The 12,468-nt window shown below is 63.2% G+C and carries 13 protein-coding genes and 1 tRNA gene; 6 read left to right on the forward strand and 8 right to left on the reverse strand.

What is annotated here, in order from left to right:
- Positions 1-132: 132 nt before the first annotated feature.
- The 4 genes from rplK to CQ020_RS00600 form a co-directional block, all read right to left on the reverse strand.
- Positions 133-564 carry a 50S ribosomal protein L11 gene (rplK, locus tag CQ020_RS00585; protein WP_011775609.1) on the reverse strand — a complete coding sequence of 144 codons (432 nt, stop codon included), beginning with the start codon at positions 562-564 and terminating at the stop codon, positions 133-135.
- A gap of 130 nt (positions 565-694) precedes the next feature.
- Complete coding sequence (gene nusG / locus CQ020_RS00590; protein ID WP_062073196.1) at positions 695-1,561, reverse strand: transcription termination/antitermination protein NusG; 867 nt, start codon at positions 1,559-1,561, stop codon at positions 695-697.
- Between the two features lie 114 nt (positions 1,562-1,675).
- Positions 1,676-1,957 (reverse strand): preprotein translocase subunit SecE, encoded by a 282-nt coding sequence (gene secE, locus CQ020_RS00595; RefSeq protein ID WP_024817604.1) that lies wholly within the window; start codon positions 1,955-1,957, stop codon positions 1,676-1,678.
- Positions 1,958-2,037: 80 nt separating this feature from the next.
- Positions 2,038-2,110 (reverse strand) — tRNA-Trp (locus CQ020_RS00600).
- Between the two features lie 252 nt (positions 2,111-2,362).
- Between CQ020_RS00600 and CQ020_RS00605 the strand changes: the two genes are divergently transcribed.
- Positions 2,363-3,592 carry a pyridoxal phosphate-dependent aminotransferase gene (locus CQ020_RS00605; protein WP_105690097.1) on the forward strand — a complete coding sequence of 410 codons (1,230 nt, stop codon included), beginning with the start codon at positions 2,363-2,365 and terminating at the stop codon, positions 3,590-3,592.
- A gap of 111 nt (positions 3,593-3,703) precedes the next feature.
- Here CQ020_RS00605 and CQ020_RS00610 read toward each other — a convergent pair whose 3' ends face one another.
- On the reverse strand, positions 3,704-4,378 hold the full coding sequence (locus tag CQ020_RS00610; protein ID WP_024817606.1) for a response regulator transcription factor: 675 nt from the start codon (positions 4,376-4,378) through the stop codon (positions 3,704-3,706).
- Complete coding sequence (locus CQ020_RS00615; RefSeq protein ID WP_105690098.1) at positions 4,375-5,856, reverse strand: ATP-binding protein; 1,482 nt, start codon at positions 5,854-5,856, stop codon at positions 4,375-4,377. Before CQ020_RS00615 ends, CQ020_RS00610 begins: the two co-directional genes overlap by 4 nt.
- Before the next feature lie 125 nt (positions 5,857-5,981).
- Here CQ020_RS00615 and CQ020_RS00620 point away from each other — a divergent pair, with 125 nt between their 5' ends.
- The 5 genes from CQ020_RS00620 to CQ020_RS00640 all read left to right on the forward strand — a co-directional run bounded on the left by CQ020_RS00620 (position 5,982) and on the right by CQ020_RS00640 (position 10,209).
- Entirely contained in the window at positions 5,982-7,541 is a 1,560-nt protein-coding gene (locus CQ020_RS00620) for a PspC domain-containing protein (RefSeq protein WP_181151710.1), read from the forward strand.
- A gap of 1 nt (position 7,542) precedes the next feature.
- Complete coding sequence (locus tag CQ020_RS24685; RefSeq protein WP_105690099.1) at positions 7,543-7,944, forward strand: hypothetical protein; 402 nt, start codon at positions 7,543-7,545, stop codon at positions 7,942-7,944.
- 31 nt (positions 7,945-7,975) lie between these two features.
- Positions 7,976-8,224, forward strand: coding sequence for a PspC domain-containing protein (locus CQ020_RS00630; RefSeq protein WP_024817610.1), 249 nt, complete (start codon positions 7,976-7,978; stop codon positions 8,222-8,224).
- A gap of 192 nt (positions 8,225-8,416) precedes the next feature.
- A complete protein-coding gene (locus CQ020_RS00635) occupies positions 8,417-9,442 on the forward strand; it encodes a 6-phosphofructokinase (protein ID WP_018776708.1) in 1,026 nt (341 codons plus the stop codon).
- Between the two features lie 17 nt (positions 9,443-9,459).
- On the forward strand, positions 9,460-10,209 hold the full coding sequence (locus CQ020_RS00640; RefSeq protein WP_105690100.1) for a GNAT family N-acetyltransferase: 750 nt from the start codon (positions 9,460-9,462) through the stop codon (positions 10,207-10,209).
- Between the two features lie 123 nt (positions 10,210-10,332).
- Here the strand turns inward: CQ020_RS00640 and CQ020_RS00645 are convergent, their stop codons facing one another.
- Together CQ020_RS00645 and CQ020_RS00650 are read right to left on the reverse strand one after the other, a co-directional pair.
- The gene (locus CQ020_RS00645; RefSeq protein WP_105690101.1) at positions 10,333-11,850 is read right to left on the reverse strand and encodes a DHA2 family efflux MFS transporter permease subunit; all 1,518 of its coding nucleotides are present in this window, start codon (positions 11,848-11,850) and stop codon (positions 10,333-10,335) included.
- The gene (locus CQ020_RS00650; RefSeq protein ID WP_105690389.1) at positions 11,834-12,463 is read right to left on the reverse strand and encodes a PadR family transcriptional regulator; all 630 of its coding nucleotides are present in this window, start codon (positions 12,461-12,463) and stop codon (positions 11,834-11,836) included. The genes CQ020_RS00645 and CQ020_RS00650 overlap by 17 nt, the downstream gene beginning before the upstream one ends.
- Positions 12,464-12,468 lie beyond the last annotated feature (5 nt).

Genomic DNA, 12,468 nt, shown 5'->3' on the forward strand with positions numbered 1-12,468 from the left:
TGTGCAGTTGTGGTCTGCGGACCGCGCTGGGCCCTGCCACAAGCCGCGGATCCGGCAAGGATCCTGCGACATTTCAATGTTTCAGATGCCGGTTGCCCGGCGGGTGAAGGCCACAAGGGCCTTCGAAGGTTACTAGCCTTCTACGGTGATGCCCATGGAGCGGGCGGTGCCGGCGATGATCAGGGCAGCAGCCTTGATGTCGTTGGCGTTGAGGTCTTCCATCTTGGTGGAAGCAATTTCCTCAACCTGTGCCTGGGTCAGCTTGGCAACCTTGACGGTGTGCGGGGTAGCCGAACCCTTGGCAACGCCTGCAGCCTTCTTGATGAGCTCTGCAGCCGGCGGGGTCTTGGTGATGAAGGTGAAGGAACGGTCTTCGTAAACCGTGATTTCAACCGGGATAACGTTTCCGCGCTGGGATTCCGTTGCAGCGTTGTACGCCTTGCAGAATTCCATGATGTTGACACCGTGCTGGCCAAGCGCAGGACCGATCGGCGGAGCCGGGTTAGCGGCACCTGCCTGGATCTGCAGCTTGATGAGGCCGGTGACCTTCTTCTTGGGAGCCAATGTAGGGTCCTTCTCTCAATAGCTTCCTGGGACACAGGAGCGCGTCCCAGGTTGGTGGCCGCCATGGCGAGGCGGCCGGCCGCTCCCGAACTGCTAAGCAGGCAGGACTGGAGCGAAATTTTGGAATCAGCTAGATCTTGGTGACCTGGTTGAAGGCGAGCGTTACCGGGGTTTCGCGCTCGAAGATCGAGACCAGAACCACCAGGGTCTGGGACTCGGGCTTGATCTCGGAGATCGTAGCCGGGAGGGTCTCGAACGGACCTTCCTTGACGATGACCGACTCGCCGACCTCGAAGTCGACGGCCACGGGAGCCTGGTTCTGCTTGTTGACGGGCTTGCCCTGCTCTGCCTGCTCTTCTTCGAAGACCGGGGCGAGCATGGAGAAGACCTCATCGAGCCGCAGCGGGACAGGGTTGTGGGCGTTACCCACGAATCCGGTGACACCTGGTGTGTGACGAACGGCACCCCAGGATGCGTCGGTCAGGTCCATGCGGACCAGGACGTAGCCGGGAATGCGCACGCGGTTGATGACCTTGCGCTGCGCGTTCTTGATCTCGACGACCTCTTCCATGGGCACCTGGATCTCGAAGATGTAATCTTCCATGTCCAGGGTCTGGATGCGGGTCTCAAGGTTGGCCTTTACGCGGTTCTCGTAACCGGCGTAGGAGTGGATGACGTACCAGTCACCTTCCTGGCGGCGCAGCTTGCCCTTGAACTCTTCGGCCGGATCGACCGGCGCTGCTGCAGCAGCGGCTGCCAGCTCGTCGCCGTCGGACTCTTCCGAAGCGTCGTCTTCATCGGCAACATCACCGGACGCGTCATCAGACTCGGCGTCCACATCAGCTTCGAAATCCTCTTCGGAATCGTCGGCGTCGGCAGATTCGGGCGCAGCAGAATCGACCTCGGACTCTTCCACGACAATTGCCGTGGCGTCGGCTGAGTCCTCGGCGGATTCGCCCAGTTCAGTCTCGTTTACCTCGAGCTCCTGCTCAGACACTTGGTCTCCTGCTTCCTCATTGCCTAACATGCCTATTTAAATGGCTCAATTCCGCAAACCCCGCAAAATCCCTGAATCAACAAGGAGTTTCACACAGTTTGCGGACAGATCCGCTTAGCGGTCCGTAGCGCCTGACCCACCGAAGACCCAGCTGACTCCCGTGCCGAAAGCCAGATCCAGCAGAGTGACGATGAGCATCATGATGGCCACGAACACCAGCACCACGAGCGTGTAGTTGATCAGTTCCTTGCGGGTTGGAGCAACGACCTTCTTCAGTTCACCAATGACCTGGCGGACGAAGAGTGCAATTCGGGCGAAGAAACCGCGATCGGCTTTCTTGGCGGGACGGCCCTTCGAGCTGCTGGCAGCTGTTTCGGTCACCTGGTCCTCACTCACCTTGCAAAGTCGTTGACCCGACTCTGATCAGAGCCATGGTTGCTGCGCGTGCTCCGGCGTTTCCGCCGGAACAGCTTGCGCAGGGCAGACAGGACTCGAACCTGCAACCTGCGGTTTTGGAGACCGCTGCGCTACCAATTGCGCCACTACCCTATGGATTGAATCCATGTTTCAGGCCGCACTTCAGCCTGTGGTGCTTTTCAACACCGGTGAACCAGTCTACGCAAGAATTTCGCGATAGTCGAACCGGCCCGATTCCGGACCTCCCCGCCCAAAAAGCCTGTGACCAGCATTATCAGTCACAAAGTTCTGCAGGCACCCGGGAGCTCCGCAGAACAGCATAAGGTAGTTTACGTCGAATCCCATCATCCAGCCCACGAGCTGCCTGCGAAGAACGGTACATAGATGTCAGCCGGAACAACTACCGCCCGCATTTCACAGCGAATCTCCGCCATCGCAGAGTCCGCCACCCTTGCCGTTGACGCCAAGGCCAAGGCACTGAAGGCCGCGGGACGTCCCGTGATCGGTTTCGGTGCCGGTGAACCCGATTTCCCCACCCCCGACTACATCGTCCAGGCAGCCATTGAAGCGGCCAGCCAGCCGAAGTATCACCGTTACTCCCCCGCGGGCGGCCTGCCCGAGCTGAAGAAGGCCATTGCAGAGAAGACCCTGCGGGACTCCGGCTACAAGGTTGATCCTTCCCAGGTCCTGGTGACCAACGGCGGCAAGCAGGCCGTCTACAACACCTTCGCAACCTTGGTTGACCCGGGCGACGAAGTCATCATCCCCACCCCCTTCTGGACCACTTATCCGGAGGCCATCCGCCTTGCCGGCGGCGTGCCTGTTGAGGTCTTCGCCGGTCCCGAACAGGGCTACCTCGTGACCATCGAACAGCTTGAAGCTGCGGTGACGGACAGGACCAAGATCCTGCTGTTTGTCTCCCCGTCCAACCCCACGGGTGCGGTTTACAGCCCCGAGCAGGTTGCGGAGATCGGCAAGTGGGCCGCATCCAAGGGTCTCTGGGTTGTTACCGACGAGATCTACGAGCACCTCACCTACGACGGCGTCGAGTTCACCTCCATCGCCACTGCCGCTCCGGAACTGGGCGACAAAGTGGTCATCCTCAACGGTGTGGCCAAGACCTACGCCATGACCGGTTGGCGCGTGGGATGGATGATCGGCCCTGCCGACGTCATCAAGGCGGCCACCAACCTCCAGTCGCACGCGACGTCGAACGTCTCCAACATCATGCAGATCGCCGCTGCCGCTGCCCTCACGGGACCGCTGACCGCCGTCGACGAGATGAAGGTGGCCTTCGACCGCCGCCGCAAGGCAATCGTCGCCGGCTTGAACGCGATTAAAGGCGTTGAATGCCCGACGCCGACCGGCGCCTTCTACGTCTACGCGGACGTCCGCGGCCTGCTGGGCAAGGAATTTGAGACCTCCAACGGTCCGGTCCGGCCGCAGACTTCGGCTGAACTCGCCACGCTCATCCTCGACGAGGTTGAAGTGGCTGTGGTTCCGGGCGAGGCATTCGGTCCCTCCGGTTACGTCCGCCTCAGCTACGCACTGGGCGACGAGGACCTCGCCGAGGGCGTCCGCCGGATCCAGGAATTCCTGGGCAAGGCCAAGTAACAAACAGCCAGCGCAAACGCTCTTCCACCGTGACAGGTGGAGGAGCGTTTGCGTTTAAGGCGTGGGAGGTGGAGGAGCGTCCGCCGCAAGCCAGCGGGAGGTGAGAGAGCGTCAGAGGAGGCGGCGTTCGGCAGCCCATTTGGTGAGTTCGTGCCGGCTGGAGAGCTGCAGCTTCCGCAGGACCGCCGACACATGCGTTTCCACGGTCTTGATGGAAATGAAGAGCTCCTTGGCTACCTCTTTGTAGCTGTACCCGCGGGCGATGAGCCGCATGACTTCGAGTTCGCGGGCGGAAAGCTTGTCCAGTTCGTCGTCCGCGATGTCCGCTGGAGCAGTTCCGAACGCGTCCAGCACGAAGCCTGCCAGCCTTGGCGAGAACACGGCATCGCCATCGGCCACCCGGATCACGGCATCGGAAATCTCCTTGCCGGAAATGGTCTTGGTGACGTAGCCTCGGGCGCCGGCACGGATCACCGAGACCACGTCCTCGGCGGCATCGGAGACACTGAGCGCCAGGAAGCTCGTGGTGCCCAACAGGGCCGAAGATCCGGCGATGACCTCACGGCCGCCACCGCCCAGGCCTCCGGGCAGGTGTACGTCCAGGAGCACTACCTCAGGGCGTGACTCCGCGATCACCGCAATGGCCTGCTCCACCGTTCCGGCCTCTCCCACCACGTCCATGCGCTCGTCGAGGTCGGCTTTGAGGCCGGAACGGAAGATCGTATGGTCATCCACGATCACCACACGTACCCTGCGTCCCGCACCACTGTCAGGGTTGGTATTCATTGCTTCGCTTCTCCATTCCGTACATCATTGTTCCGCTGGTCCCCGGCATCCACGGTTGCGGACGGAAGGGTCAGGCGGACCTCCGTTCCGTCACTGCTGCTGGTGATCACTGCGCTACCACCGTGGCGCTTCATCCGGCCAATGATCGATTCCTTCACGCCCAGCCTGTCGTCCGGAACAGCGTCGAGGTCAAAGCCCGGGCCACGGTCCTTGATAAAGACCTCCGTGCTTCCCGCGGTGCTCTCCAGATACACGGATACTGTCCCACCACCATGCCGGGCGGCGTTGAACATGGCTTCCCTGGCGGCCTGGACCAAGGCGTCATGCCTATCCGTCATCTGGGTATCGCCCACGGTCACCACCTCAACCGCATGGCCGTGGGAGTCTTCAACTTCCGCAGCCACGGACTTGATCCGGTCAGCAAGGAGGCCGGATTCCCTGGCAGCATCACTGAAGAGCCAGGCCCGGAGCTCGCGCTCCTGTGCCCTTGCCAGCCGCACCACATCCTGTTCAGAACCGGCCCGGCGCTGGATGAGGGCGAGTGTCTGGAGTACGGAGTCATGCAAGTGGGCAGCGATCTCAGCACGCTCTGTCTCACGGACGCGGCCCGCCCGTTCGGTTTCCAGGTCCTTCCAAAACTTCAGGCCCCACGGCAGCAGTACCAAGGCAACACCGCCAAGCACTGCCACGGATGCCAGCAACGCCAACCAGGTTTGCTCCCACGAGCCCGATCCGGACACCATCACCAGGACGCCTGCCACCACCAGGGCCAGGCCAGCCGCGAGGCGGACCCATCCTCCTGCTTGGTCGGCCTTTGTCTTGTCCACCAGGCCTGCCCTGCGAGTTTCATCGAGCTGCATCCAGGCAATCGCCGCACCACCCAGAATGGCCGCGGCAGGAATGAGCGTCCCCAGGGGAACATCCACGCCGAACTGGCGTGCAATCAGGATGGCGGCTACCAGGAGCAGGGCCGCGCCGAGCAATATTTCCTTGCCGTACTGGATCTTGCGGAACGAGAACCAGGAGGCCAACGCACTGCCGCCCCACCAGTCGTCCGCGGAAGTGGCACCGAAGCCGGAAGCGGATCCAGCCCCGTGGGTGGAGCCGGACGCTTGGCCGCCCGGGGCTGAAGCACCAGAAGCAGCCGGTACTCCGCGCACCGCCGGCGACAGGCCGGCGTCGTACGCTGTTGACGCACGGGCAGGCGTCGCCGCGGTGGGCGGCAGGCTCACTGCGGGAGCAATGGGCGACGCCGGCCGGCGGGCATTGCGCTTGGCGCTCTCATCCGCGGTGGGAACCATGGTCCACAGCCATGCATAAAAGGCCACGCCGGCCCCGCCGGCGAAACAGGCCAGGATCATGCCGAGCCGGATGAATTTGACGGGCCAGCCCAGATGGTCGGCCAGTCCGCTGCAGACGCCTGCGATCATGCGGTCGCTGCTGCGGACCAGCGCGGGGCGTTGTACAGCGGTTGTCATGTACCAATCCAAACACGGATCAGGGTGCCCCGGACCGGGAACCAGCGTTGTTCGGGGGTCTCTCAGGGATCATTCAGGGTATCCCCCAGTAGAGGGCACCATAGCCGAGGCGGCAGGATCGAAGTATGAACGCGAACAGCATGAATCCAGAGGAACCCGGAACGCCTGGCACCGCCGGCGCAACCGGCTCGAGCGCCAATCCTGGCACTTCCACCGGCTCCGCCGGATCCGCTTCCGGGGCACAGGGCGAGCCCACTGCCGGCGCTTCTGCGGGCGCTGGTCCCGCAAGCGGCAGCTACGCACCGGCCGGCGAGGCCCCCGTCGCATCCCCGACGAACTTCTTCGACTGGATCCGCAACCAGGGCGTCCGCCGTGGACCGGACCGTTGGATCGGCGGCGTCGCAAGCGGCATTGCCCACCGATTCGGGATCGACCCGCTGATCGTCCGGGGCATCTTCATCGTCCTGGCACTCTTTGCCGGTGTAGGCGTACTTCTCTACGGCGTGGCCTGGGCGCTCCTGCCCGAGCCGGACGGCCGCATCCACGTCCAGGAAGCTGCTGCGGGCCGATGGTCCGGGGGCATGACCGGAGCGTTGATAACCACCATCATCGGCCTGCCGGGACTGGGCCGCGGATTCTGGGGCTGGGGCTGGGACGGACTTCCGGGCCTGTTCTGGACGCTCTTCTGGATGGGCGGCGTCTTCTACCTCATCTACTTCCTGGTCCAGCGCAATAAGGCGTCGAAGGGAACACCCTCCATGGGACAGCAAAACTATGCGGCCAGCCCCGGCGGCAACACTGGTTACGGGACGCCCCCGTCCTATGCATCCACTACCACCGCTGGCACCAACACCGGCGTGCCTGTTTACGGTGCGGCTGCACCAGGCGTCAAGCACCAGGGACGGCCCAACCCCGCCGGCGGCTACGGCTCCGGCCCGGTTCCGCCGTCGGGCCCCTTCAACCCTTCCGGCCCCTCGGCGCCCTCCGGTCCCCGCCCGCCGTACGGACCCACTCCCCCGCAGTCCTGGCAGCCGAAGCCGGCAGCGCCCAAGCGAAAGGGCCCTGGTCCTGCAATCGTCGCAGTCTCTGCCGGCGCTGCGTTGCTGGCCGGCGGCACGTTGAAAGCGCTCGACGCCGGGAACGTCATTGATCTGGGCAACTCGGCCAACGCAGTGGTGTGGGCAACCGGTGCCGCGGTCCTGGGCCTGGGCATCCTCGTGGCGGGACTCCGCGGCCGGACGTCAGGGTTCCTCGGCTTCCTCGCAGTGGTTGCCCTGATCATCGGTGGAATCTTCAACGTGGTTCCCAGGAACGGAGACCGCTTCACGTTCCATGACGTGAATTGGGCACCTACCAGCCTGGAGCAGGCACGGCTCGGCATCAACGTCACCGGCGGGCAAGGGCAGTTGGACCTGAGCGAGATGTCCCTGAAGGCGCCCTTGATCTCCGAGGTCACCATTCCCGTTGACGCGACTGCCAGCAATGTCACCGTCATCATTCCCGACGACGTCCCTGTGGAGGTAAGGGCCGACATGACCTTCGGCAACCTCAACGAACGCGGTGCGGACCGCGGCGGCCGTCTCCAGGACGACCGGACGCTGTACAACACCGAAAAGCCCGGAGCCAACCTCGTGGTGGAAATCGACGGCACGTTCAGCAACGTGACCATCCAGGAAGGAAACTGACATGAGCATGAACGAGCCAGGCAGCGCCCACGAGGCCCAGCCGACACAGCCAGTCACCAGGCAGACGCATCCCACCGAGCCACTGCCCAAGGGAACCCGCCCCACGGAGGCCCTGCCCAAACCGGGCCTCCAGCAAATCCCGCTCACCCCACCGTTGGAGCCCAGCTTCAAGGCAGAACATATTGACAACGACGAACCACAGCAGGCCAGGATCGGAACCGTAGTGTGGGGGTTGATTGTGATCGCCCTGGCCGCCTTGATAGTTATCTCCACGCTCGGCTGGGTGACGCTGAACGGTACGTACGTCCTGATCGGGCTCATGATCGGAGCTGGAGCCGCGCTGGTGGTCGGTGGGCTCCTCTCAGCCCGCAAGGGTTCCAAAAAAGCAGCCACCACGAAGTGACAAAGCAACCACAACAGGGAAGTCTGTAGCCATGGACAAGTTCTTCAGCATCGTCAGGGGCTTCGGCCTGAAGCGTGGTCCGCAACGCTGGATCGGCGGCATCTGCGGAGGGATCGCAGCAAAGCTCAGGGTAGACGTAGCGTACGTTCGGGTAGCCTTCCTGCTCTTCTGCCTGCTGCCCGGTCCCGCCTTTGTGGTCTACATCCTGGGCTGGCTGATCTTGCCGGACCAGAACAATAAGATCGCACTCGAGTCCTTCATCAGCCAGCGTTCCCGGTAACTACCGGCAACACAGCAGAAGCGCCCCGCCGGTTGGTGGGGCGCTTCTGCCGTGTTTTCAGCCAGGTTTCCAATACCGCACCGCCGGGTTGAAAAGTAACCGTTTGTGTCCCACCCCACATGCCCGTCTACAATCATGGGGAGCTCAGCGTGGCGCTCTGCACGTATTCCTCCAAGCCATGAGTGAGCAAACATGAAAATTGGCATTCTTACCAGCGGTGGCGACTGCCCCGGCCTCAACGCAGTGATCCGCGGAGCTGTCCTGAAGGGCATCGCCATCCACGGCCAGGAATTTGTGGGCTTCCGTGACGGCTGGCGTGGTGTGGTTGAAGGTGATGTCATCGACATTCCCCGCACCATGGTCCGTGGTATTGCCAAGCAGGGTGGAACCATCCTGGGCACCTCCCGCACCAACCCGTTCGAGAACGGCGGCGGCCCTGACGTCATCAAAGCCCACATGGAACGCCTGGGTATTGACGCCATCATCGCAATCGGCGGCGAAGGCACACTGGCTGCTGCCAAGCGCCTCACCGATGCAGGCCTGAAAATCGTCGGAGTTCCCAAGACCGTGGACAACGACCTCGATGCCACCGACTACACCTTCGGATTCGATACCGCCGTCCAGATTGCCACTGAGGCAATCGACCGCCTCCGGACCACCGGCGAATCCCACCACCGTTGCATGATCGCCGAAGTGATGGGACGTCACGTCGGCTGGATCGCACTGCACGCCGGCATGGCTGCGGGCGCGCACGCCATCCTGATCCCCGAGCAGAAGGCCAGCATCGAGCAGATCACCGAATGGGTCCAGGAAGCCCACGACCGTGGCCGTGCGCCGCTGGTGGTGGTTGCCGAGGGCTTCGTTCCGGATCACATGGAATCCCCGCACTCCGAGCGCGGCCTGGACACGTTCGGCCGGCCCCGCCTTGGCGGCATTGCTGACCAGCTGGCTCCCGAGATTGAGGCACGCACGGGAATCGAAACCCGCGCCACCATCCTCGGCCACATCCAGCGTGGTGGCGTTCCCACCGCCTACGACCGCGTTCTGGCGACGCGCCTGGGCATGGCCGCGATCGACTCCGTGGTGGAAGGCCGCTGGGGCACCATGGTGGCCTTGAAGGGAACGGACATCTCCCACGTGGGATTCGAGGAAGCCTTGGGCAAGCTCAAGACCGTGCCGCAACACCGCTACGACGAAGCGTCTGTGCTCTTCGGCTAGTCGGCTAGGCTGAATCCATGACTCTAGAGCCCACGTCCGCTGCCATTATCCAGCTGGCGTGGGCTCGTCGTTTGGGGCTCGACGACGACGCTTTCGCCACCGCAGCTGCCCGGCTCACCACATCCGAGGCAGACCCGGGCGAGCTCGGCAACCGCATTACCCGGGTGGTTGACTCGGCACGGACTTTGGTATTTCTTCGCCTCTTTGGCGTCTCGGCGCTGGTGGGACCGCAGTGGGCACTTGATGCAGCCGCATCCATCCCCGATACCGAGCTCGCTCAACATGTGACACTACTGACCATCACGCGATCACACGGCGGACACGGGCTTGGATCCGCAGCATTGTTCTTTGCAGATGATCTCCCGCTTCAGCAACCCTCGGAGGACCTCACGGTTTCGCAGGGGAACCCCGAAGCCATCGGCCTGGAAAGCTTGTGCCCCCCGGATGACGTCAATGAGGTGGGCCTTCAAGGGCTCGAGCATCGATTTACCATCATGCATCCCGAAGAAGATCAGCCCACGCCCGTGGCATGCGGCGCCTACTCCGAGTGGGAAGGCATCCTGGCCAATATGGGCGTTCTGGTTGCGCCTCCCTGGCGGCGGCGGGGCTTGGGCACTTTGGCCGCTTCCATCGCTGCACACGAAGCCCTGGCATCCGGCCTGACTCTCCAATGGCAGGCAGATGTCAGCAACACCGGTGCGCTCGCGATGGCCCGCAGCCTTGGTTTTGCCACGGGCGGGCTCCACGCGAGCGTCCACCTCGGCTGACGGAGACCGTCGGCGGCCGAAGGCGAACCGAACCAGCCCAGCTCTAACCCAGTGGCTGACTGATCCTGCACTACAACAGCGCCGGACCAGCCTAAAGATGGGCTGGTCCTGCGGCGGGCCGGGCTACTTGCCGACAGTTTCCTGCACGGCCGGTACTCCAGAGGCTTCTCCGCCCCAACCGGCCACCGACTTCGGCTTACCAAAGAACAATGCCACCACGGCTCCCAGCAGAATCGCGCAGGCGGGCAACAAGATGGATTGGCTCATCGCCGTCGAGAATCCCGCGTGGAGCGCCTCCGGCAACACTCCGCTCATGGAGGCTTCACCCACAGGAGCCCCGGCCGGAGCAGCGGGCAACTCCGCGGCGAGCCGCGACTGGATCAGGGCAGCAATGGCAGCCGAACCAAGGACGGCACCGATTTGGCGCGTGGTGTTGAAGACGCCCGAACCCGCACCGGCTTGGCGCGGTTCCAGGTTGCGGGTGGTCGCGTTGGACACGGGGCCCCAGATGAAGGCATTGGCGACGCCCTGCAGGGCGCTGGGGAGCAGGAACATCCAAATGGGGGTGTCCGGCCCCAGCAAGGCCGCGGTCCAGAACAGCGCTCCAGCCATGCAGACAAGACCGAAGGACGCGAAGTACCGCGGGTTGGCACGATCAATGAGCTTGCCCACGAACGGAGCAAGTGCGCCTGAGATAACCGCCATGGGAATCATGAGCAGCGCCGACTGGGTTGGGGTCAGGCCGCGGACGGTCTGGTAGTAGAAGATGGTGGGCAGCGGGAACGCGGTCACCGTGAAGCCAACAGCCATGATGGTGGAGTTACCCAGGGAGAAGTTCCGGTCCTTGAACAGGCCCAGGGGCAGAAGGGGCTCTCCGCCGCGGCGTTCAAGAAGCCACTGCCAAACGACGAAGAGAACCAGGACCACGAGCCCGGTGATGATCAGGCCCCAGACGGAAACGAAGCCGGTGACCGTTCCCCACTTGTAGGTCTGTCCTTCCTGGATGCCAAAGACCAACAGGAACATACCGACGGCGGACAGCACCACGCCCACGACGTCGAAAGTATGGCTGTGCGTGGTCAGTTTGGGAACGAAACGCGTCACCAGGATGAACGCCACGATGCCGATGGGAACGTTGACGAAGAAGATCCACTCCCACCCAAGGCTGTCCACCAGGACGCCGCCAAGAATCGGGCCCACGAGCACTGCCATGCCGGCGGTGGCACCCCACAGTCCCATGGCGGCACCACGGCGGTCAGGCGGGAAGATGCGCGTAATCACTGCCATGGTCTGAGGCGTCATCATGGCTGCACCCAGGCCTTGGACGGCACGGGCTGCGATAAGCATGGTGACATCGCCGGACAGGCCGCACCACAGCGATGCGAGGGTGAAGACCACGAGGCCGATCAGGTACAGGTTCTTGGGCCCAAACCTGTCACCCAGCCTGCCCGTAATCAACAAGGGCACGGCGTAGGCCAGCAAGTAGGCGCTGGTGACCCAGATGACGGCGTTGATGTCCGTGTTGAGGCCCTCCATGATCCGCGGGTTCGCGACCGACACAATGGTGGTGTCGATGAGGATCATGAAGAAACCCACCACGAGTGACCACAGCGCGGGCCACGGCTTAGCTACGTTTTCCAAGGGATTCCTTTGGCTTGTCTGAAAGTTCGGTTGGAGCTGGCCGGGGTTCATCCCAGGGCAGATGCCCGTTGTCCAACTCCTCAAGGAGACCGCGGATCCACGCGATCTCAGTTCGGCGCATTGCTTGTTGATACGCGATATCGATCCAGTACTTGCGGTCCAGCCCCTTGGCCGTGACGGTGGCCTCGGCATTCACGAGGAAGTCGAGATCGGCCTTCAGGGCTACAAGCCGCTCCTCCAACAGCTCCATCACCACAGCCGCAGGCAGGTGGTGGGCCTCGGCGATCGCGTGGGGAAAGACGGGGTATTCGTTGACGGGCGTGGAGAGCATGGCCTGGAGCCGCGCGTCGAGGGCAACATGCCCGGCGGAGGTTATCCGGTAGGTGGTCCGTTCGGGACGGTTGCCTTCGCGCTTTGTTCCCATGGCCTCGACCAGCCCGTTTTCCTCGAGCCGGCCCATGGCGTGATAGAGGGTGCCGGGGCGAACTTTCACCAAGCGGTCTTCGTGACGGGCCATCAGCAACTGGTACATCTCGTAAGGATGCATGGGCTCCTCCGCGAGGAGCGCCAGTGAGGCGACACCGAGAGGGGTCAAGTCAGCGACCTTGGGCACACCAA

The organism is Arthrobacter sp. MYb23, from assembly GCF_002979775.1.
Lineage (GTDB): Bacteria > Actinomycetota > Actinomycetes > Actinomycetales > Micrococcaceae > Arthrobacter.

Coding starts and splice junctions, on each gene's coding strand:
- CQ020_RS00605 (WP_105690097.1), top strand. CDS start 2,363: ATGTCAGCCGGAACAACTACCGCCCGCATTTCACAGCGAATCTCCGCC.
- CQ020_RS00610 (WP_024817606.1), bottom strand. CDS start 4,378: ATGAATACCAACCCTGACAGTGGTGCGGGACGCAGGGTACGTGTGGTG.
- CQ020_RS00615 (WP_105690098.1), bottom strand. CDS start 5,856: ATGACAACCGCTGTACAACGCCCCGCGCTGGTCCGCAGCAGCGACCGC.
- CQ020_RS00620 (WP_181151710.1), top strand. CDS start 5,982: ATGAACGCGAACAGCATGAATCCAGAGGAACCCGGAACGCCTGGCACC.
- CQ020_RS24685 (WP_105690099.1), top strand. CDS start 7,543: ATGAGCATGAACGAGCCAGGCAGCGCCCACGAGGCCCAGCCGACACAG.
- CQ020_RS00630 (WP_024817610.1), top strand. CDS start 7,976: ATGGACAAGTTCTTCAGCATCGTCAGGGGCTTCGGCCTGAAGCGTGGT.
- CQ020_RS00635 (WP_018776708.1), top strand. CDS start 8,417: ATGAAAATTGGCATTCTTACCAGCGGTGGCGACTGCCCCGGCCTCAAC.
- CQ020_RS00640 (WP_105690100.1), top strand. CDS start 9,460: ATGACTCTAGAGCCCACGTCCGCTGCCATTATCCAGCTGGCGTGGGCT.